Below are 20,044 nucleotides of genomic sequence, written 5' to 3' on the forward strand. Positions count from 1 at the left end.
CATCCCGTCACCGCGATCAGGCGATCGCTTCCTGGTAACGGCGCTCGACTTCATTCCAGTCGATGACGTTGAAGAACGCGCCGATGTACTCCGGGCGGCGGTTCTGGTACTTCAGGTAGTACGCGTGTTCCCACACGTCCAGGCCGAGGATGGGGGTGTTGCCTTCCATCAGCGGGCTGTCCTGGTTGCCGGTGCTCTCGACCACCACCTTCTTGTCCGGGGTCACGCTCAGCCACGCCCAGCCGCTGCCGAAACGGGTCAGCGCCGCCTTGGTGAAGGCGTCCTTGAACTTGTCGAAACCGCCCAGGTCCTTGTCGATGGCCTTGGCCACGTCACCCACCGGGTTGCCACCTGCGTTCGGGGCCATCACGGTCCAGAACAGCGAGTGGTTGGCATGGCCACCACCGTTGTTGCGCACCGGACCCTGCAGGTTCTCCGGCAGCGACTTGAGCTTCTTCACCAGCTCTTCGACCGGCAGGTCAGCGTATTCGGTGCCTTCCAGCGCCGCGTTGACGTTGTTGATGTAGGTCTGGTGATGCTTGGTGTGATGGATTTCCATCGTCGCCGCATCGATATGCGGCTCCAGCGCGTCGTAGGCGTAGGACAGCTTGGGCAGGGTGTAGGCCATGATGCATCTCCTGATTGCGAGGGCACCCGACGATGTCGGGCGGTGCGCCGTGAATGATGGGGACAGACCCGCAGATTACCAAGGGGGATGTAAAGGAAATTGCGTCCTGCCAGTGAGCACGACGGCAATTGTTACGCAGCAGTGACGCGGCGCCCTCCTCATGTGCCATGCAGCGCGCAGGCGCTACAGTGCATGTACCACCCTCGCCCGCCCCTGCCCATGCGCAACCCCCGGCTGCTGATCACCGCCATCGCCCTGCTGCTGCTCGGCCTGGTCGCCAACCATTTCCTGCAACGGCCGCCGGCGCCACAGTTCGCACCGGACCTGCAGGGAACACCGACCGCCCGGGCGCCTGCCACGGCCACGCCCGGACGGGACAACGGCCTGCCCGCGTTCCTGCCCACCGAAGCACGCCAGACCATTGCCCTGATCCAGCGAGGCGGTCCATTCCCGCACCGCCAGGACGGCACCACCTTCGGCAACCGTGAACAGCAATTGCCGCAACGTCCGCGTGGCTACTACCGCGAGTACACCGTCGACACCCCCGGTGCACGCACGCGTGGCACGCGCCGCATCGTCACCGGCGGCGATCCGCCGGAGGCGTGGTACTACACCGACGACCACTACGAATCGTTCCGCAGCTTCACCGTACCGGCCCAGGGAGCGCAGTGATGAGCCACGATGATTTCGGCCTCGGCCTGCATGACATCAACAATGCCGGCGTCTATGCCATCGACAGCGATGACATCGGCGCGCTGGCCGCAGCAATGCGCGATGCCAGCCTGAAGGTGATCCGCATCGATCTGGAGGGCGTGACGGACAAGCGCACCCTGCTCGCCCGGCTCGCCGCGCAGCTGGATTTCCCGGCCGGTTTCGGCGGCAACTGGGATGCACTGTCGGACAACCTGCGTGATCTGCAATGGCTGCCAGCCAACGGCTACGCGCTGTTCCTGGCCGACGTGGATGCACTGCGTGCCAACGCACAGAGGGACTTCGCCACCCTGCTGGACGTGATGGATGAAGCCAGCCGCGATTGGGTCGGTCGCGATGTACCGTTCTGGGTGTTCCTGTCACAGAGCGCGTAAGGGCAACGCCCTGATAGAGGCTGACCTTGGTCGGCATGGGCGTGCCCCCCCATGGATCATCCACGCATGGCGTGGATCTACCCGGCGCAGCTGGATGCACAGTAGATCCACGCCATGCGTGGATGCGCCGTCCTAGCGGCTGCCGTTGTCTTCCTGAAGTTCCTTCTTGAACGGAATGTCCGGCGGCGGCCGTGCCACGGCCGGCTGGTCCTGCATGTTGGGGTTGGTCAGGCCACAGCCACCGCCGGCCTGCAGGATCGAAATGACGCAGGAAATCCTCGTGTTGGTGCCCGGCAGTGGAATCTCCATCGCCTTGACGCCCTTGCGCACCCATTCGGCCAGCAGCGATTCCTGTGGCACCCAGTACTTGTCGAACGACGTCGGCGTGTAGTCGTACGGCGGACGTTTCAGCCATGTGCCCGATTGCGCGATGCGCTCCTTGCTCCAGCCGTCGTTGGCGCCACCGGGCGCACCTCGCTCGGCGTGGCCGTCGCGGTCCTGGCCCGGCACGCGTACGCTGCCATCGGCATTGAACAGGCCATTGCCCCTGCCGGCGGCACTGGCCTGGCGGGCACCGCCATTGCTGCCGTCGCGGCTGCGGCTGGAAGATCCCCAGTCATCGCCCTTGGCCGGTGTCGCCCAGTTGCCGGGATCGGGGGCCGGGCGCGCTCCTGCGTTTGCCGGTGTGCTGCTGGAGGCTGACGGACGCGTGCTGCTGCTCGTCTGCGCCGCGCGGCCTTGGGCCGCAGCCGCAGGCGTCACGGTGGCACTGCCACTGGAGGATGCCGGTGCCACCGCCGGTGCCGGGGCCACTTCACGCTCCCGCACCTGTACATCACGGCCGGTGGGCGCGCGTACGGCGGGCTCACGCCCGGCCACCGCCGCCATCCGCACCTGCGGATCGGCCACGGCCTGCACTTCACGTTCACGCACCTGCACGTCCTGCTGTGGCACGCGCACCTGCATTTCAGGGCTGCGCAGCGGTTTGGGCGCGACGGGCGCTTCGACGATGCTGACTTCGCGTTCGCGCACCTGGATGTCACGCACCTGCGGCGTGCGCACGGCCAGTTCCGGGCTGCGCATCTGGCTTGGCGTCGGCGGCGCCTGCACCGGCTGCACGCTGCGCTCGCGCACAACGGGCGTGCTGTCACGTGGTACGACGCTGACTTCGGTTCGCGGCACGCTGACCGGCGGCACCACGAAATCCGTGCTGGCCTGCGCCACCTCGGTGGCCTGGACCGGTGAAGGCGGCGGCGCGGCAACCGGCGCCGGCTCGGCTTCGGCTGGCGGCGGAGGAACACCGGCGGTCGGCGCGGATGCAGGGGAAGATGCGGCGGCTTCGGCAGCCGCCGGACGCGGGGCAGGAGCTGTGGCGGCGTCCGCCTGCTGCCCCGTCGCAACCCGACCTGCCGCAGCGGCCGCAGCGACTTCGGCGCCGGGCTGATCGCCCCCGCCTTCCTGGGTCGCGCGGCCGACGAACTCCACCTGCACGCGCTCGCCCTCGGCGCCCTCTTCGTCTGGCGCAGTGGTGCGGATCACCGCCACCCACAGCAGCAGCATGAAGAACAGCAGGTGCAGCAGTGCGCTGATCAGCGCCGAGGTCCAGCGCATCCAGCGCTGGTCGCGCGGCGCAGCGTCCCAGTCCTGCCAGAACAGACGGCGCAACGCCTGCCACGGTGACAACTGCGGCGATTGGCCTGGCCGGCCGGGCAGCGGACGCGGCAGCAATACCACAATCACTTCGCGGGCATGCAACGGCCGCGGCAGCGGCCCCAGCGAGCGCAGCCACAGCGCCCAGCCATAAGGCAGGCGCGTGGTCTTCTCAAGGACGGCGCGGGGCTGCTGGCGGGCCAGCAGCAGATCGATGAGTTGCTCGGCCCGGGTCAGAGGCACGCGTCAGCGATCAGGCGACGTTGTCGCGCGGGATGTACGGCGCGTGGCCGCTGTCGTGGTCGGTCGCGTCGCGCACGGCGGTCACGCCCGGCACACGGCCCATCAGGGTCTTTTCGATGCCCTGCTTGAGCGTCACGTCGGCCATGCCGCAGCCCTGGCAGCCACCACCGAAGCGCAGCAGCACCACGCCGTCGGCCGAGACTTCCTGCACGGCCACCTTGCCGCCATGCGAGGCCAGCTGCGGATTGACTTCGTTCTCCACCACCCAGTGCACGCGCTCGACCAGCGAGGCCGCATCACCGGGCGCTTCACCCTTGATGCGCGGCGCCTTGATGGTCAACTGCTGGGCACCGGCGGTGCCGGCGACGATGTCGATCTCGGCACCGTCGAGCCAGCCAACGCTGCCAGCATCGACATAGAGGGTGAAGCCATCGCAGTCCACCGCCCACTCGTCGCCCAGCAGGTCGGTGGGTTCGGCGAATTCCAGCCGGGCGTCGGCGCGCGGGGTACCGGGGTCGACCGCGCTCAGGCGCACGCCCATGCCAGGCACGCCCTCGCGTTCGATCAGCTTGCGGAAATGGGTCTGGGCAGTGTCGGAGATCTGGATCATCGGGCTATTCTAGCCAAGTAAGCGTCAGCCGCTCATTCGGTTTATACACCGTCCGGCGCATCGTTCAGTCAACACGAGGTGGAGATTCCCATGGCCGACCTGATTCCACTGGCCCAGGCCCGTTGCGTGCCACGCAAAGGCAGCGACCACAAGCTCGGCGAAGCCCGCCTGGCCGAACTGCTGCCGCAGGTTCCCGGCTGGGAGCTGAGCGAGGGCGGGCAGGCCCTGACGCGCACCTTCCGCTTCAAGGATTACTACGCCACCATGGCCTTCGTGAACGCGCTGGCCTGGATTGCCCATCGCGAGGACCACCATCCGGACCTGGGCGTGCACTACGACCGCGCGGTCGTGCGCTTTTCCACCCATGACGTGGGCGGTCTGAGCGAGAACGACTTCATCTGCGCGGCCAAGACTTCGACCCTGACGGAGCAACTGCCATGAACGTACGCTTGCTGAGCCTGTCCCTGATCGCTGCGGCCGGCCTGGCCGGCTGCGGCTCGTCCGAACCGCCGGCACCACCGCCGCCGCCGCCAACCGAAGTCGCAGCAGTGAAGACGCCGCCGCCGCAGTACCCGCTTGAACTGGCCTGCATGGGCGTGGGCGGCACCAGTACGTTCAAGGTGACCATCGGCACCGACGGCAAGCCGAGCGAGGTCGCCCTGCTGACTGGCGCGGGCAACCCGCAGCTGGACGAACTGGCCAAAACCGCCGTGCAGGGCTGGCAGTTCAAGGCCGCGACACGCAATGGCCAGGCGGTGCCGGCCACCATCCAGGTGCCGGTCAGCTTCAACCCGCCGCAGCCGAAGCCGGACCAGTGCTTCGCCATTGAAGAGCGCCTGCGCCGCGGCGGCTGATCGCACGCACCCGACGAGGCCAGCCGGCGCCCGCCTCGCCCTCGCCGCCCCGGCCCTGTCCGGGGCGGTTGTCTGTTGACCAGGACTGCGTCGGTAGATGCTGCAGATTCCCCCCGAAAACATCTGGATTGCGCTGGCGGTCACCCTCGCGGCCGGCCTCGCCACTGCGATCGGCAGCCTGCTGGTGCTGTTCTCGCGCCGCCCCAACCCGCGCCTGCTGGCCTTCGGCCTGGCCTTCGCCGGCGGCGCGATGGTCTATGTGTCGCTGTCGGAAATCCTCAACAAGTCCATTGCTTCGTTCGCACTGGCCCATGGCGAACGCACCGGTTTCACCTACGGCACCCTGGCGTTCCTGCTGGGCGTGATCGTGATCGTGCTGATCGACCACTTCATTCCCAACCCGCATGACAGCCTGGACAAGCAGGATCCTGCGTTCCGCGAGAACAGCCGCGAGTACCTGAAGCGGGTCGCGCTGCTGACTTCCGTCGCGATCACCGCGCACAATTTCCCGGAAGGGCTGGCGACCTTCTTCGCCACGCTGGAAAGCCCGTCGGTGGGCATGCCACTGGCCTTTGCGATTGCCATCCACAACATCCCCGAGGGCATCGCGATCGCGGTGCCGGTGTACTTCGCCACCCAGAACAAGGCCTATGCATTCAGCGCCAGCCTGCTGTCGGGTCTGGCCGAGCCGGTGGGCGCGGCGCTCGGCTACTGGTTGCTGTCCGGGTCGCTTTCGCACGCCACCTTCGGCTGGGTGTTCGGGCTGATTGCCGGCGTGATGGTGTTCCTGGCACTGGATGAACTGTTGCCGGCCGCCAAGCGCTATGCGAAGGGCCACGAGACCGTTTATGGGCTGGTGGCGGGCATGGGCACGCTGGCGATCAGCCTGGTGCTGTTCAAGTGGTGAGGGGTTTGCAGCCAACGGGCTGAGCCCCCTCGCGGCTGGTACGTCCCACAGTATCGAGAGGTCACGGGCGGGTATGGGCCTACGCTGCGGATGTCCGGGTCCGCCTTGTAGCGAGCCGAGCACCGCAGGTCCGGCGAGGGCGAAGAGGCGCGGGTGTCTGAGCGCAGCGAGTTCCGCGCCGTCCCTCGGCGGACCGAGGAGCGCAGGGCACCGGCGCGCGGCGCCGGCTCGCGGATGGCGGCGTGTTTCTTTGGTTACTTTCTTTGCACGAGCAAAGAAAGTGACAAGCCCACTCTCCGCAGGGAAGCGACGGCGCCGACCAAGCACCCGGCGCCGCCGAACCGCCGTCAGCGCAGCCGGTCCAGCGCCTCGACCAGCTCATCGGCCAGCGGCGCGTTCAGCACATACGGACTCTTGCCGTCGTCCAGTGCAAACTCCAGCGAGGCCGCGTGCAGAAACAGTCGCTTCAGTCCGATCTGCTCACGAAGCCGCTTGTTGACCGCAGGATCGCCGTATTTGTCGTCACCGGCCACCGGATGGCCCAGATGCTGGGCATGCACGCGGATCTGATGGGTGCGGCCGGTTTCGATGCGCACCTCGCAGTACGAATGGCCGCCGCGGCGCTCCAGCACCCGGAAGTGACTGATCGATTCCTTGCCGATCGCATTGACCTGTACATGGCGCTCGCCGCCCTGGCGCAGGCCCACGTGCAGCGGGGCGTCGACGGTCATCACGCCGTCCGGCATGCGGCCGGCCAGCAGGGTCAGATAGCGCTTGCGGATGCCGGCGCCGTGGTCTTCACGCAACAGCGCCTGCAGTTCGCTCAGTGCCGAACGCTTCTTGGCCACGATCAGCAGGCCCGAGGTGTCGCGATCCAGCCGATGGACCAGCTCCAGTGTCTGTCCCGGGCGCAAGGCGCGCAGGGTCTCGATGGCACCGAAGCTGATGCCGCTGCCGCCGTGGCTGGCCACGCCGGAGGGCTTGTTCAGGGCCAGCAGCCGGGCGTCCTCGAAGACGATGGCCTGCTCCAGGCGGCGCATGAACGCCTCTGGCGGACCGGCCTTGTCTCCTTCCTCGCTGAGACGGACCGGCGGCACACGCACCTCATCGCCCGCCTCCAGCTTGCGCTCGGCCTTGGCGCGGCCGCCGTTCACCCGAACCTGCCCACTGCGCACCAGCTTGTACACCAGACTGCGCGGGGCTCCCTTCAGCTGGCCGAGCAGGAAGTTGTCCAGGCGCTGGCCGGCGCGGTCGGCGGGAACGGTGATCATGCGCACGGAAGGCTTGTCGCCAGCGGGTTTGGTCGGGTCTTGGGCGGTCATCAGGCTGTTTATTCTGTTACACTCGGGGGGCGAGATAAGGGATTGATTTCGTTGGAAGTTACTCAGGGCCAGAAGCCCAGCTTCCGACGAATCCGGCACAGTGCGCGACCACCGCCCGCGGGGCGGCCATGTTAGCGGCTCACCGGCCTTCCCGGCCATCGCCGGATGCCTGACACGCAACCGTGCTGAACATGTCCCGCGTGGCGCTCCAGCCTGGCTGACAGCTGCCTGCGGCCCTGCAACACCCAAAAACCCATAAGAGTGAAGCGCTCCCGCGGCCTGCCGTGGTGTCGTAGCGCTGGAAACCCAAGCCGCCCTCCCCGCGCTTGCGCGAATGGGCGGCGAGCCGTGTCCAGAGGCGAAACCCCATGGCGTTCCGCGCGGTAGCCGCTTGCGAGGAACGCAACAATGAAGCGAATGCTGATCAACGCCACGCAGGCTGAAGAGCTGCGTGTTGCCATCGTGGATGGCCAGTCGTTGTATGACATCGACATCGAACAGCCGTCGAAGGAACAGAAGAAGTCCAACATCTACAAGGGCCGGATCTTCCGCATCGAGCCCTCGCTGGAAGCCGCCTTCGTCGAGTATGGCGGTGGCCGCCATGGCTTCCTGCCGCTGAAGGAGATTTCCCGCGACTACTTCCAGGCCGGTGTCGACCACAACAAGGCCGGTATCCGCGAGCTGCTGAAGGAAGGCCAGGAGATCGTTGTCCAGGTCGACAAGGAAGAGCGTGGCAACAAGGGCGCCGCCCTGACCACGTTCATCTCGCTGGCCGGCCGCTACATGGTGCTGATGCCGAACTCGCCCAGCGCCGGCGGTGTGTCCCGCCGCATCGAGGGCGAAGACCGTGCCGCGCTGAAGGAGGCCCTGGACAAGCTGAACATTCCCGACGACATGGGGGTGATCATCCGCACCGCCGGCGTCGGTCGCGATGCGGAAGAGCTGCAGTGGGACCTGGACTACCTGCTCAACGTCTGGCGCGCCATCGCCGAAGCCGCACTGAGCAAGCCGGCCCCGTTCCTGATCTACCAGGAATCACGCCTGATCGTGCGCGCCCTGCGTGACTACCTGCGCGCCGACATCGGCGAGATCCTGGTGGACACCGAGGAGATGTACGAGCACGCCCGCGAGTTCATGCAGCAGGTGATGCCGCAGACCCTGCGCAAGCTCAAGCACTACAAGGACGACATCCCGCTGTTCAACCGCTTCCAGATCGAGTCGCAGATCGAAGGTGCCTACGAGCGCAACGTGCGCCTGCCGTCGGGTGGCTCGATCGTGGTCGACCAGACCGAAGCACTGACCGCAGTCGACGTGAACTCCTCGCGCGCCACCAAGGGCAGCGACATCGAGGACACCGCGTTCCAGACCAACCTGGAAGCGGCCGAGGAAGTGGCTCGCCAACTGCGCCTGCGCGACCTGGGCGGCCTGGTGGTGATCGACTTCATCGACATGGCTTCCAACAAGCACCAGCGCGAGGTCGAGAACCGCCTGGCCAACGCGCTGAAGTACGACCGTGCCCGCGTGCAGGTCGGCCGCATCTCGCGCTTCGGCCTGCTGGAAATGAGCCGCCAGCGCCTGCGCCCGAGCCTGGGCGAATCCAGCCAGATCGTCTGCCCGCGTTGCGACGGCCACGGCCGCATGCGCAGCGTCGAGTCGCTGTCGCTGTCGATCATCCGCGTCGCCGAAGAGCACGCGATGAAGGAGAACACCGGGCAGGTGCTGGTCCAGGCGCCGGTGGAGATCGCCAACTACCTGTTGAACGAGAAGCGCAGCGCCCTGCGCGAGATCGAGCAGCGCCACGAAGCGCCGATCGTGATCGTCGCCGACGAGCAGCTGCACACCCCGCACTATGCCGTCACCCGCCTGCGTGAGAACGAGCTCGGTGAAGAGAGCAGCAAGCCCAGCTACCAGCGCGGCACCCCGCGCAAGCTGCCGGTGCACGCCCTGACCAAGGGCCAGCTGAACATCCCGCCGCCGGCCGTGACCCAGGTCAAGCACACCTCTCCCGCCCCGGTGCGCGAGGAAGCGGCTCCGGCTGCAGCCGCTCCGGCTCCGGTCGTGGCAGCGCCAGTGGCGCCGGCTTCGAGCGGCGGCGTGATCGGTTGGCTCAAGCGCGTGTTCGGTGGCGAGCCGGCACCAGCGCCGGCTCCGGCCGCCCCGGCTCCGCGCCAGCAGCAGGACGGTGGTCGCAAGGACCGCAACAAGGATCGCAACAAGGATCGCAAGGACCGTCGCGACGAAAACCGTGGCAACGGTGGCAACGGTAACGCGCAGCAGCAGAAGGATGGCGGCAACCGCAAGGACCGTGGTGAGCAGCGCAACAAGGACGGCCGCAACGGCAACAACGGCAATGCCCAGCAGCAGCCACAGCAGGGCAGGCAGAAAGAACCGCAGCAGAAGGATGGCCAGCAGCAGCCGCAGCAGCAGCACAAGCCGCGCAACGAGCAGCAGGGCCAGAACCAGAACCAGAACCAGCCGAAGCTGAAGCAGCCCAAGCAGCCGCGCCAGCAGCAGGACGGTGACAAGCCGGCCGAAAAGCCGCAGCGCAGCGCCGCCGAGCTGCCGGCCGAGGCCGTGGCGGCAGCCGTAGCCGCTACGGCCGTCGCTGCCAACGTCGTGACCGCGCAGGAAGCCACTGCGCCGGTGGCGCCGGTTGCACCGGCTGCCTCCGCTCCGGCGGCAGTCACTGCACCGGCCGACAGCACTGCCAACGCCGCCAATGAGGCCGAGGCGATTGCCGTGACCGGTGAAGAGGCTGCCCTCGACGCCAACGGCGAGCAGGCCGGTGAAGGCGCAACCCGCCGCCGCCGTGGCCGTCGTGGTGGCCGTCGCCGCCGTCGTGGTGGCGCCGAGAACGCTGCCGGCAGCGATGGCCTGGGCGATGATCAGGACGACGCGGACGACGGTGATGACACCGATGCCGCTGATGTCGCCGGGCAGAGCAACGACAGCGTTGCCGGGACCACTCCGGTGGCCGCGGCACAGCCGGCGCGTTCGCAGCCGGAGTTCGAATTCGATGACGAAGCCGAACCGACCGCTGCCGAAGCCGAGAAGCCGGTCCGCGCCGCCGCCGCTGCTGTCGCCGCACCGGTCGCGGTGGTGAGCAGCGCCGTGATCGACGCTCCTGCACCGGTCGTGGCGAAGGTACAGGCTCCGGTCGAAGCCGTCGCCAAGGCCGAACCGGCGGCGTCGCCGGTGCAGACCAGCATGCTTGATGCCATCGACGCTGCAACCCCGGCCCAGCCAGCGGTAGCGGCAGCCCCGGCGGTCGAAGCGAAGCCGGTGGTGGTTGAGGCTGCCCCGGTCGCTGAAGCCACTGCGGTGGTCGAAGTGAAGTCGGCCGTGGCCGAGGCCGAGGCTGCTGCGGTCGTGGAATCGAAGCCGGAGATCGCTGAAGCCGCTCCGGCGGTCGAAGCCAAGCCGCTGGCCGTTGAGGCTGCCCCGGTGGCGGAAGCCGCTCCTGCATTTGAAGCCAAACCGGTCGTCGAGACCGCACCGGTCGCCGAACAGCCGGTCGCGCCGGTGGCAGTTGAAGCGGCACCGGTGGAAGCTGCGGCCCCGGTTGCCAATGCAGTGGTGACACCGTCGATCGATCCGGTCGCCGATGGCCACGCCGATGCGGCAGCCCAGGCGGCCGAAGCCAAGGCCGACGAAGAAGGCGAAGAAGGCGCCAAGCGCACGCCGCCGGCGAACTGATCGCGCTTTGATCGCGTGAAAAAGCGGCGGGGATCGATGATCCCCGCCGCTTCTGTTTGTGCGCTGGGCGCGTGCAGCGCTCTGGGAGGCCAACCCTGGTCGGCGCCGTTGTTGGAGCGAACGCGGACACGTCCGTGCCAACCCAGGGTGGCACCTACCAGGACATCAGCGCGTCGGAGCGAACTGCAGGCGGGTCCACACGCCGTAGTGGTCCGAGGCCCAGCGACCGCTGTCATCGGGCTGGTCGAACAGGAGCTTGGCCTCACGTGCAACCATCGCGTCCTGCTGGAAGAAGATGTGGTCGATCCGCGAGGCCACCGGGTAGTAGTGCCTGTTCAGCGTACTGACCCCGGCCAGGTCGGTGTTGACGTGCACGCTGCCGTAGCTGTCACCGTAATGGCTGCGCAGCTCGCTCAGGTCACTGGCATCGACCAGTGCGTTGAAGTCGCCCGCGATCACCACCGGTGCGCCGGCCGAGGTGCTGGCGATGAAGCGCAGCAGGTCCTCGACCTGGGTGCGACGGATGCGCTGGCCATTCTCGTCGCTGCGCTCGTTGAAGTGGGTGGCATAGACGTTGACCGCCTTGCCGTCCACATCGATGCGCAGATGGGCGACCGTCCGATAATCGTCCAGCGGCCGCAACAGGTGCTCACCTTGGGCGAGGATCGGGCGCCGGCTCAGCAGCGCGTTGCCGTAACGTTTCGGCGCGCCCACCGGATCGGTGGAGACGAAGATGTACCTGTAGCCCAGCTGGCTGGCCAGCCACTGTGCCTGGTTGCGCACGTTACGGCGTTGGATCACCTCCTGCAGGGCAACCGCATCCGGCTGCAGGCGCTTGAGTTCGGCCAGGATGGTGCGGCGGCGGCTCGGCCAGTCCTCGCGGTCGTGATGCAGGTTGAAGGTCACCATGCTCATGCCTGGCGCGCTGGCGACGTCAGCCGCCGTCGCGGCGGTTGGCACGGCTGCCATCACGGCACCCGGCAATGCCAATGCAATGGCCAGTCCCAGGGCACGCACGGCCGCGCGCACCCTTGCCCCCTGCTGCTTCATCGTTACTGCCCCTTGCGCTCGGCGCGGCGCACCGCGCCCGGTACATCGATCTCGACCCGCGCCGGCAGCTGGTGCACGTGCAGTTCCCTGTTGGTCCATTCGGCCGCTTCGCCGTTGATGGTCGCCTCGCCCGGATCACCGGCGTACGGCCACGGCAAGACCACGCCACCGACCGGTGGCACCAGGCCCGGCTGCACCTCCAGCACCAGCTGCTTGTCGCTGCGCTGCAGGTGGTAGTTGAGCTGGCCCTGCGGCGTGCGCAGGCCCTGCACGGCGATGCCCTCGCCCTGCAGCCAGGCGGTCGGAATGCCGGCGGCCAATACCAGCGCATCGTCCATGTCACGGCTGTAGGCGAACATGTCCAGGGCCGAGCGCACGAAGTCCGAGGCCACCCAGGCATGCGGCAGGTCACCGACGAAGAACGGCTTGCGTGGCGTGCGCGAGACCACTTCGGCCCACTGGTTCCAGGCCTGCGGCGTACGGTCCTTGAAGAAGAACTCAGTCGCCTGCCAGGCGCGATCGCGCCAGCCGAGGCGGACGAAGGCGGCCACGTTGCGCCACTCGTAGGGCGTGTAGTCCTTCCACTCGCGCTTGCCATCGCGACGGGCCACGAACTCCTTCCAGTAGCGCTCGAAGGTGGCATCGAGCGCCTGCTGCGGAAGGCGCCCCTGTTCACCGCCCGGAGCCAGCGCGATGGTGGTCGAGGTCGCATCGAAATCGCCCAGCTCGGCCGAGCCCGGCAGGTAATCGATGTTGTGCTGCTGCATCGCCGACAGCAGTGAGGCCTGCAGGTCATCACGGAACTGGTCACGCGATTCGGCAATCTGCATGGCTTCGACCTTGCCCAGCTGGGCCGCCAGCGATGCCGCATCCTTGTAGCCGCGCAACGCCCAGAAATTGTCCCAGTACGAATGCATCGGCTTGGCCGAATAGCCTTCATGGCTGATAGAGGCCGGCATCATCCCGTAGAACGCCGGATTGCGCGCCCGATTCTCGTCCGTGCGCTCGCTGGCGCGCAGTTGCTCCATGTAGTTATAGGCGCCCTGCACATGCGGCCACATCAGTTCGGCGAAGGTGCTGTCACCGGTATAGCGCCCATATTCGGCAATGCTGTAGATCAGCTCGCCATGGCTGTCGTTCTCCGGCACCGGATCGCTGCCACGTGCATCGACACAGCACGGCACCTTGCCATTCTCGAACTGATAGGGCGCATACCAGTTGATGTAATCACGCACCGCATCACTGCGCCCCATGCGCAGCAGGCCCTCGGAAATCATCGCGCCATCGCGGATCCAGCTGCGCGCGTACGAGCGCGTGCCCGGCTGCAGGCGCGGGCCGACCCGCGAGATCAGCATATGCGCCACGGCGGTGCGCAGGGTATCGACCAGTGCCTGGCCCGCAGCCGGTACCTGCAACGAGACCACCCCCAGCTTCTGCCGCCACTGCTCTGCGACCTGCGCCTGCGCCTTGGCCACATCCAGCGCCTGCGGCGCCCAGCCTCCGGTCTGTGGCAACACCACCGCCACTTCTCGGCTCTGGCCAGGCTCCAGCCTGATCGTATACAGCAGCGCACCGGACGCCATGCCGGTGCTGTCCTTCACCGCCGTGCTGGCCGGGTATTTCCCGGAGGCCAGATGCATCGCGTCGAGCTTGCCATCGAACGTGCTGGCGAAGCGCGCATCCGGCACTTGCAACGGATAGATGCGCGGCTCACCGTTGATGCGCACCAGCTGTTCGCCCACATCCAGCGCATCGATGCGACTGAAGCCGCCGACGGTGTTGAGGAACTGGGTCGGCGGGTTCACCTGCCACGGCCGGATCGCCAGCGCCAGGGTGTACTCGTGCGCCACCTTGTCCGGATTGCTCAACCGGTAGCGACCGATCAGCTGCGCGCGCTCCGGCGTGCCCTGCACGAAGCTGGTTACCGCCAGGCCGGCCTTCTCATGCACCCAGTCGACATTGGCGATGGGCAGGTAGCGATCCTGCAGCGACTGGGTGATGGCCACCTTCGACCAGTCCAGCAACTTGCCGTCCACGCGGATGAACGGCTCGATGCTGAAACTGCCCTTGGCCGGTTCCAGCGCACCGTCCTCGCTGATCAGTGCCTGCTCCTGGCCGCCATCGAGGCCGAGCAGGGTCCAGTACGGCTGTTCGCCCACATATGCGCGCGGCAGCGAGCCGCGCGGCAGGTCGGCCGCCACCGAGGACAGGAATGCGTTCGGCGTGGCCGCGAACGCCAGCGGCTTGAGCGTGATGTCACGGATGCCATAGCGCCAGTTCGGGCCATCGTGCAGATCGAAGCGCACGTAGCGCGCGTCGGTATCCGGCAGCGCCAGCCAGTCGCGGCCGCCCGCACCGCCGGCCACCTCGCGCACGGTGCGCCAGTCCCGGCCATCCTCGGACGTACGCACGGTGTAGCGATTGGCTTCCAGGTTCGGCAGCCAGTCAATCACCGCACCGCCGATCTCGCGGCTCTTGTGCAGGTCCAGGCTGATGGTCTGCTGCTTGACCCCGCCACTGATCCAGAACGTATCGCTCTTTCCGTCAATCATCCGGTCCTGCAGCGCGGTGGCGGTGTCGGCGATCACCGATGGCACCAGCGCCGAATCATCCTGCGGCGGCAGGCCCTGCAGGGTCAGCTTGTCGAAGCACACCGTGCCGCGGCCGCCGACCTTGCTGTAGATCGTGAACTCGACCGCAGCGCTGCGCGCCATCTCCTTCTCCGGCGACGGCCCCCACGCCTTGTCGATCTGGCGACGGCGGTATTCGACCGGCGTCCACGCCTTGGGGAAGCTGTAGCCCGGGTGATTGACCCACCAGACATTATCGCCGCTGGCATCGATCAGCTTGAACTGCAGGTCGTTGCCCGGCGAATCTCCCCGCAGCTGGAAGCCGAAGCGGTAGTTGGCCGGGTACTCGATGCCCAGCGCGCGGCGGATGCCGACGTAGCCCGACACCTTGTGGAAATCGTAGTCCAGGCACAGCGCGCGGCCGCCACCGGCACCGCTCACCGGCCGCAGCGAACCGCTGACCTGGTCGGACAGCACCAGCTTCCAGGCGCCGATGTCGTCGAAATCGTCCAGTACCTTCGGCGCCGGCAGTGCCGGTGGTGCGGCGATCGCCAGGGAAGTCCACAACAGGCCCAGTCCAACGGCGATCGCTCGCTTCATCCCTTGACGCTCCCCAGCAACAGACCTTGGATGTAGTAACGCTGCAGCACCAGGAACAGTGCCAGCACCGGAACCACGGTGACGACCGCGCCAGCCATCATCATTTCCACGTCCATGATGTGCTCGCGCGAGAGGGTGGCCAGCGCCACCGGCAAAGTGTAGTGCTCCTGGTCGGTCAACACGATCAGCGGCCACATGAAATCGTTCCATGCACCCATGAAGGTGAAGATCGCCAGGGTCACCAGTACCGGCTTGAGCATCGGCAGCACGATCTGGAAGAAGATGCGCAACTCCCCCGCGCCGTCGATGCGCGCCGCTTCAAGCAGCTCGTCCGGGATCGAACGCGCGTACTGGCGCACCAGGAAGATGCCGAACACGCTGGCCAGCGCCGGCACGATCACCCCGCCAAAGCTGTTGACCAGGCCCAGCTGCTTCATCAGCAGGAACAGCGGCAGCATCGCCACCTGCGCCGGAATCACCAGTGCTGCCATCAGCACCTGGAACAGGCGTTCGCGGCCAACGAAGTTGAGCTTGGCGAAGGCGTAGCCGGCCATGGTGTTGAGCAGCAGCGAACCCAGCGTGATAGCCAGCGACACCAGCAGGCTGTTGGCGAAGTTGCCGCCCATGCCGGTGCGCGCGAACAGCTCGTGGTAGTTGTGCGTGGTGATGCTCGAAGGCAGCAGTGGCGGCGGGAAATGACTGGCCTCACCCTGCGGCATGAACGAGACCGAGAGCATCCACAGCAGCGGTGCAAGGCTGACCAGGGCCAGCACCAGCAGCGCACCATTGATCATCCACGGATACCAGCGCGACTGGCCGATTTCACGACTCATACCAACTGCCTCTTGCGGCCGAAACGCAGCATCACGGTGGTCACCGCCAGGATGATCAGGAACAGCAGGAACGCTACAGCCGATGCGCGTCCCAGGTTCCACCACTTGAAGCCTTCCTCGAACATGAAATACAGCACGCTGACGGTGCTCTGCAGTGGATCGCCGCGGGTCATGACGTACGGCTCGGCGAACAGCTGGAAGTAGCCGGACACGGTGATCACCCCGACCACCAGCAGTACCGGGCCGAGCATCGGCAGGGTGATGTGCAGGAACTGCTTCCAGCGCGAAGCACCGTCGATGCGCGCGGCTTCGTACAGGTCATGCGGGATCGCCTGCAGGCCGGCGAGGAAGATCACCATGTTGTAACCGAAGTTCTTCCACACCGCGAACAGCATGATGGTCGGCATTGCCCAGTTGGGATCACCCAGCCAGTCGATCGGACTGATGCCCAGGTGGCCCAGCCCGTAGTTCACCAGGCCATAGCTGGTATGGAACAGGTAGCGCCAGATCACCGCCACCGCCACCAGCGTGGTCACCACCGGCGCGAACAGTGCCGTACGGAACAGCGCCTTGAAGCGCGCGGCCGGTGCGTTGAGCAGCATGGCCGCGCCCAGCGACACGCCGATCGACAACGGTACGCCGATCAACACGAAGTAGGTGGTGTTCCACAGCGACTTCCAGAACATCGGCGTCTGCAGCAGGTCGATGTAGTTCCCCAGGCCGACGAAGCGCAGGTTGCTGCTGTCGGCCAGTGCATAGAGGTCGAAGTCAGTCACGCTCAGCGCCAGCGCCGAGGCGACCGGCAGGCCGAAGAACACGCCCAGCACGATCAGCGAGGGGCCGGCGAAGATCCAGCCGGCCAGCGAAGTACGTTTCATTGCGCGCTCCCGGCGGCCACTGCGCTGCTCGAGCGCGGCGACGGCGCGCGCTCCTGCAGGCGTTGTTGTTCATGCATCCAGCGGCGCTTGGCCAGCACCTTGTCCACGCGCTGGTCCAGTTCGGCCACGGCCTTGTCCTGCGGCAGGCCACCACGCACGACCTTCTCGGTGACAATGCGCATTTCCTGCACGATGCGCTCCCATTCGAGCACCTTCGGCGTCGGCTTGACCCGCTCCAGCTGATCACGGAACGCGGCGGCCAGTGGATCGTTGGCCAGCGACGGCGCGTTCCAGGCACTGCGGCGCGGCGGCAGATCGCCGATGATCGAATGGAAGCGTGCCTGGATTTCCGGGCGCGACAGGAATTCGATCAGCTTCCAGGACGCCTCCTTCTGATGCGATTTGCGGAAGATCACCAGGCTGGTGCCACCGGCGATGCCCGCGCCCGGACCGTCCGGCCCCGGCAGCGCAGCGGTGCCCCACTGTCCTTCCAGTTCCTTCGGCTGCAGTTTCTTGAACTCGCGGATGTTCCAGGGACCGGAGATGTAGAACACGTTGAAGCCGCGGAAGAATTCATCCCAGACGTTGGAGATCTGTGTCTCGGACATCTTCGGCGCCCAGCCCTGCTCGAACATGTTGGCGTAGAAGGACAGCGTGCGGCGGAACCCCGGGCTGGCGAAATTGCCGCGGGTATCGTCGTCGCGCAGCAGCGGATCGGGCTGCTGCAGGGCCAGCGACAGCTGCTGCTCGAACTCATTGATCGGCATCAGCACCGCGTAGCGGTTCGGGCCCTGCATGCGCTTGATCGCCGCCATCTGCTCCTCCCACTCCGGCCACGTGCGCGGCGGGTGGTCGTAGCCGGCCTTGGCCAGCAGGTCCTTGCGGTAGTAGATCAGGCGCGTATCGACGTACCACGGCACGCCGACCAGCTCACCGTGGATCACGTTGGTGTCCCAGATGCCCTGGAAGTAATCTTTCGGGTCGACCACGGTGGAGCGCTGCACGAACGGCTGCAGCGGGGTCAATGCATCGAGTTCGGCGAACTCCGGCACCCAGGTATTGCCGAGCTGGCACACGTCCGGCAGTCCGTCGGCAGCGAACGCGGTCAGCAGCTTTTCGTGCGCGGCGGTCCACGGGATGTTCTGCACATCCACCTTGATGCCGGGATTTTCGGCCTCGAACTCGTGGATCAGCTCGCTGACCACCTCGGCTTCGCGGCCCATCGCCCAGAAGCGCACGGTGGTGGTGCCCGGTTCGGTGCGGGCGCAGCCGGCCACGGCCAGGGCGGCCAGGGCAGGCAGCGCCCAGCGGCGCAGGCGGTCGATCCAGTTCGGCATCGGGTTACTTGCCCTGGCCTGTGGTGCGGTTGGCATTGTTCTTCTGTTCCTGCGCGGCAGCCGCGCGTGATTCGGCGATACCCACCGCGCGTGCTGCCGCGGCCTTTTCGTCCTTCTGCAGTTCCAGCGGCTGGAACGACCCTTCCGGCGCCAGCCAGCCGCCGCTGAATCCGGCCCGCTCCAGGCCCTTGCGGATGTACGGATTCTTCTTCATCACTTCCCAGACGAAGTCGTTGCGGTAGTTGGCGATCATGGTCAGGATCGGCCCCTGGTCGATGGCGATGTAGTCGCTGGCGACCCAGCCGCGATCCGGCACCAGGCGACCGGTCTTGATCGGGATGTCATAGTTGAAGCTGGGATTGAACGAATCCAGGAAGCCGTAGCTGGAATAGATGTAGTCGCCGTAGCGCTTGTGCATTTCCAGCGTGGCCGGGATCACCTGCTCGGGCGCGAACACCACCGAGGCGATCGCCGCAGTCGGGGCAATGGTGCCGTCATCGAAGTTCTCGCGCAGGCCGGCGCCGCGCGAGGAGTAATGGCGGAACTGGCGCTGTTCGCCGCGGTACTCCTGCGTGGTGTTCTGCGGGCCATCACTGGCGGTCAGGCCCCAGACGTTCTCGCCATAGTCCTTCCACTGCATCGGGTTGGCGATGGCGTATTCGCGCTGGGCCAGCGCGGCCGAGCGGCTGTTGAGGAAATAGGTGCTGCCGCGCTCGCGCATGTACGCGTCCTGGATATCGCGGAAATCGATCCAGACGTGGCTGTACTGGTGGCCGAACAGCGGGCCGAAGGAAAGGTATTCCTGGCCCTGGTAGACACCCCAGTCGTTGTCATAGGTGCGCGTCCACACCGTCCACGCGTCCGGGCTGACCGGGTGCGTGGGCGAGCCCAGGGCGAGGATGTAGACCATCATCGCCTCGTTGTAGCCCATCCAGTCGTGGTCGATGAAGCCGCTCTCGGGGAACCAGCCCATCGAGATCAGCGGTGCACGCTGCTGCAGCCACGGCCAGTCGACCTTCTTGTACAAGGTATCGGCAATCTGGCGGATTTCCTTCTCGCGCGGATCGTCACCGTCGTAGTACGACTGCGCGAACAGCACGCCCATCATCAGCAGTGCGGTATCCACCGAGGACAGTTCGACCCAGCTGTCGTAGCGACGGCCTTCCTGCATGTCCAGGAAGTGATAGTAGAAACCCTTGTAGCCCGCCTTGCCGGTGCGCTGCGGGCCCATCGGCACGTCGCGGAAGAATTTCAGGGTGGTCAGGGTCCGGTCGATCGCCTGGTTGCGGCTGACCCAGCCGTTCTCGATACCGATGGGATAAGCGGTCAGCGCGAAACCCACCGACGCGATGCTTGCGAACGGCCGCGACGGATAGCGGTCCGGGGTCAGGCCATTGATCTCGTTGGTGGTGTCCCAGAAGAACTGGAAGGTGCGGCGCTCGATGTCATCGAACAGCGGCGGCAGCTCCGGCTTCATCGGCCGCGGCGGTGCATCGGCCTCGATCAGGATCACCGGCGGACGCGGCTTGGCAGGCTCCTGCTGGGCCGGCTGGCAGGCGGCGACGGCCAGGCTCAACGCTGCCGCGGACAACAGATGGCGTGCCTGCATGGCGCGGTTCCTCCGGTGGTCTGATCGATGGGAAAGCATACCGTCCAATGATCTGAAATCGTTTACAAGATGCGCTCTTAAAAAACCACGAAAAACGTGGTTTGACACCGCGATCATTGCCCACGCCGCTGCCCCCTGCCCGGCATCAAGGTGGATGTGCAGAACATCCCGT

16 protein-coding genes are annotated in these 20,044 nt (G+C 66.6%); 6 read left to right on the forward strand and 10 right to left on the reverse strand.

All coding sequences use genetic code 11. The annotated features are described in order from the left end of the window. Window positions 1-16: 16 nt before the first annotated feature. Window positions 17-628 carry a superoxide dismutase gene (locus ACM0PB_RS01365; RefSeq protein ID WP_005410310.1) on the reverse strand — a complete coding sequence of 204 codons (612 nt, stop codon included), beginning with the start codon at window positions 626-628 and terminating at the stop codon, window positions 17-19. Window positions 629-847: 219 nt separating this feature from the next. Between ACM0PB_RS01365 and ACM0PB_RS01370 the strand changes: the two genes are divergently transcribed. Together ACM0PB_RS01370 and ACM0PB_RS01375 are read left to right on the forward strand one after the other, a co-directional pair. Continuing rightward, the gene (locus ACM0PB_RS01370) at window positions 848-1,300 is read left to right on the forward strand and encodes a guanyl-specific ribonuclease (protein WP_061478000.1); all 453 of its coding nucleotides are present in this window, start codon (window positions 848-850) and stop codon (window positions 1,298-1,300) included. After that, window positions 1,300-1,713, forward strand: coding sequence for a barstar family protein (locus ACM0PB_RS01375; protein ID WP_171955558.1), 414 nt, complete (start codon window positions 1,300-1,302; stop codon window positions 1,711-1,713). Before ACM0PB_RS01370 ends, ACM0PB_RS01375 begins: the two co-directional genes overlap by 1 nt. A 132-nt stretch (window positions 1,714-1,845) precedes the next feature. Here the strand turns inward: ACM0PB_RS01375 and ACM0PB_RS01380 are convergent, their stop codons facing one another. Next, window positions 1,846-3,606: a hypothetical protein gene (locus tag ACM0PB_RS01380; protein WP_414604724.1), complete on the reverse strand. Its 1,761-nt coding sequence runs from the start codon at window positions 3,604-3,606 to the stop codon at window positions 1,846-1,848. Between the two features lie 10 nt (window positions 3,607-3,616). Further along, on the reverse strand, window positions 3,617-4,216 hold the full coding sequence (locus ACM0PB_RS01385) for an NfuA family Fe-S biogenesis protein (RefSeq protein ID WP_049417239.1): 600 nt from the start codon (window positions 4,214-4,216) through the stop codon (window positions 3,617-3,619). Between the two features lie 90 nt (window positions 4,217-4,306). Here ACM0PB_RS01385 and ACM0PB_RS01390 point away from each other — a divergent pair, with 90 nt between their 5' ends. The 3 genes from ACM0PB_RS01390 to zupT all read left to right on the forward strand — a co-directional run bounded on the left by ACM0PB_RS01390 (window position 4,307) and on the right by zupT (window position 5,977). Then, window positions 4,307-4,657 (forward strand): 4a-hydroxytetrahydrobiopterin dehydratase, encoded by a 351-nt coding sequence (locus ACM0PB_RS01390; RefSeq protein WP_065196635.1) that lies wholly within the window; start codon window positions 4,307-4,309, stop codon window positions 4,655-4,657. Beyond that, the gene (locus tag ACM0PB_RS01395; protein ID WP_065178285.1) at window positions 4,654-5,070 is read left to right on the forward strand and encodes an energy transducer TonB; all 417 of its coding nucleotides are present in this window, start codon (window positions 4,654-4,656) and stop codon (window positions 5,068-5,070) included. Before ACM0PB_RS01390 ends, ACM0PB_RS01395 begins: the two co-directional genes overlap by 4 nt. 97 nt (window positions 5,071-5,167) lie before the next feature. Continuing rightward, window positions 5,168-5,977, forward strand: a complete 810-nt coding sequence (zupT, locus tag ACM0PB_RS01400) for a zinc transporter ZupT (protein WP_005417614.1) — start codon at window positions 5,168-5,170, stop codon at window positions 5,975-5,977. A gap of 347 nt (window positions 5,978-6,324) precedes the next feature. Here the strand turns inward: zupT and ACM0PB_RS01405 are convergent, their stop codons facing one another. Further along, window positions 6,325-7,299 carry an RluA family pseudouridine synthase gene (locus tag ACM0PB_RS01405; protein ID WP_031269982.1) on the reverse strand — a complete coding sequence of 325 codons (975 nt, stop codon included), beginning with the start codon at window positions 7,297-7,299 and terminating at the stop codon, window positions 6,325-6,327. 408 nt (window positions 7,300-7,707) lie between these two features. Here ACM0PB_RS01405 and rne point away from each other — a divergent pair, with 408 nt between their 5' ends. Beyond that, window positions 7,708-10,995: a ribonuclease E gene (gene rne / locus ACM0PB_RS01410; RefSeq protein ID WP_111200746.1), complete on the forward strand. Its 3,288-nt coding sequence runs from the start codon at window positions 7,708-7,710 to the stop codon at window positions 10,993-10,995. 165 nt (window positions 10,996-11,160) lie between these two features. On the opposite strand, the gene ACM0PB_RS01415 is transcribed toward rne, so the two are convergent. From ACM0PB_RS01415 to ACM0PB_RS01440, 6 genes are read right to left on the reverse strand one after another with little or no spacing between them, the layout of a single operon-like run. Then, window positions 11,161-12,045: an endonuclease/exonuclease/phosphatase family protein gene (locus tag ACM0PB_RS01415; RefSeq protein WP_065178282.1), complete on the reverse strand. Its 885-nt coding sequence runs from the start codon at window positions 12,043-12,045 to the stop codon at window positions 11,161-11,163. 2 nt (window positions 12,046-12,047) lie between these two features. Beyond that, on the reverse strand, window positions 12,048-15,215 hold the full coding sequence (locus ACM0PB_RS01420) for a discoidin domain-containing protein (RefSeq protein WP_065178281.1): 3,168 nt from the start codon (window positions 15,213-15,215) through the stop codon (window positions 12,048-12,050). Beyond that, complete coding sequence (locus ACM0PB_RS01425; RefSeq protein WP_005417620.1) at window positions 15,212-16,048, reverse strand: carbohydrate ABC transporter permease; 837 nt, start codon at window positions 16,046-16,048, stop codon at window positions 15,212-15,214. Before ACM0PB_RS01425 ends, ACM0PB_RS01420 begins: the two co-directional genes overlap by 4 nt. Further along, window positions 16,045-16,926, reverse strand: a complete 882-nt coding sequence (locus ACM0PB_RS01430) for a carbohydrate ABC transporter permease (protein ID WP_005410323.1) — start codon at window positions 16,924-16,926, stop codon at window positions 16,045-16,047. Before ACM0PB_RS01430 ends, ACM0PB_RS01425 begins: the two co-directional genes overlap by 4 nt. After that, on the reverse strand, window positions 16,923-18,263 hold the full coding sequence (locus ACM0PB_RS01435) for a sugar ABC transporter substrate-binding protein (protein WP_329888854.1): 1,341 nt from the start codon (window positions 18,261-18,263) through the stop codon (window positions 16,923-16,925). The genes ACM0PB_RS01430 and ACM0PB_RS01435 overlap by 4 nt, the downstream gene beginning before the upstream one ends. A gap of 4 nt (window positions 18,264-18,267) precedes the next feature. Next, window positions 18,268-19,872 carry a glucoamylase family protein gene (locus tag ACM0PB_RS01440; RefSeq protein WP_005417626.1) on the reverse strand — a complete coding sequence of 535 codons (1,605 nt, stop codon included), beginning with the start codon at window positions 19,870-19,872 and terminating at the stop codon, window positions 18,268-18,270. Window positions 19,873-20,044 lie beyond the last annotated feature (172 nt).

Origin of the sequence: Stenotrophomonas sp. AR029, assembly GCF_047520695.2 — a bacterium.
Classification (GTDB): Bacteria; Pseudomonadota; Gammaproteobacteria; order Xanthomonadales; family Xanthomonadaceae; genus Stenotrophomonas; species Stenotrophomonas sepilia.

Excerpts from the sequence above, each read along its gene's own strand:
- ACM0PB_RS01365 (WP_005410310.1), bottom strand. The coding sequence starts at position 628 with ATGGCCTACACCCTGCCCAAGCTGTCCTACGCCTACGACGCGCTGGAG.
- ACM0PB_RS01370 (WP_061478000.1), top strand. The coding sequence starts at position 848 with ATGCGCAACCCCCGGCTGCTGATCACCGCCATCGCCCTGCTGCTGCTC.
- ACM0PB_RS01375 (WP_171955558.1), top strand. The coding sequence starts at position 1,300 with ATGAGCCACGATGATTTCGGCCTCGGCCTGCATGACATCAACAATGCC.
- ACM0PB_RS01385 (WP_049417239.1), bottom strand. The coding sequence starts at position 4,216 with ATGATCCAGATCTCCGACACTGCCCAGACCCATTTCCGCAAGCTGATC.
- ACM0PB_RS01390 (WP_065196635.1), top strand. The coding sequence starts at position 4,307 with ATGGCCGACCTGATTCCACTGGCCCAGGCCCGTTGCGTGCCACGCAAA.
- ACM0PB_RS01395 (WP_065178285.1), top strand. The coding sequence starts at position 4,654 with ATGAACGTACGCTTGCTGAGCCTGTCCCTGATCGCTGCGGCCGGCCTG.
- zupT (WP_005417614.1), top strand. The coding sequence starts at position 5,168 with ATGCTGCAGATTCCCCCCGAAAACATCTGGATTGCGCTGGCGGTCACC.
- ACM0PB_RS01405 (WP_031269982.1), bottom strand. The coding sequence starts at position 7,299 with ATGACCGCCCAAGACCCGACCAAACCCGCTGGCGACAAGCCTTCCGTG.
- rne (WP_111200746.1), top strand. The coding sequence starts at position 7,708 with ATGAAGCGAATGCTGATCAACGCCACGCAGGCTGAAGAGCTGCGTGTT.
- ACM0PB_RS01415 (WP_065178282.1), bottom strand. The coding sequence starts at position 12,045 with ATGAAGCAGCAGGGGGCAAGGGTGCGCGCGGCCGTGCGTGCCCTGGGA.
- ACM0PB_RS01420 (WP_065178281.1), bottom strand. The coding sequence starts at position 15,215 with ATGAAGCGAGCGATCGCCGTTGGACTGGGCCTGTTGTGGACTTCCCTG.
- ACM0PB_RS01425 (WP_005417620.1), bottom strand. The coding sequence starts at position 16,048 with ATGAGTCGTGAAATCGGCCAGTCGCGCTGGTATCCGTGGATGATCAAT.
- ACM0PB_RS01430 (WP_005410323.1), bottom strand. The coding sequence starts at position 16,926 with ATGAAACGTACTTCGCTGGCCGGCTGGATCTTCGCCGGCCCCTCGCTG.
- ACM0PB_RS01435 (WP_329888854.1), bottom strand. The coding sequence starts at position 18,263 with ATGCCGAACTGGATCGACCGCCTGCGCCGCTGGGCGCTGCCTGCCCTG.
- ACM0PB_RS01440 (WP_005417626.1), bottom strand. The coding sequence starts at position 19,872 with ATGCAGGCACGCCATCTGTTGTCCGCGGCAGCGTTGAGCCTGGCCGTC.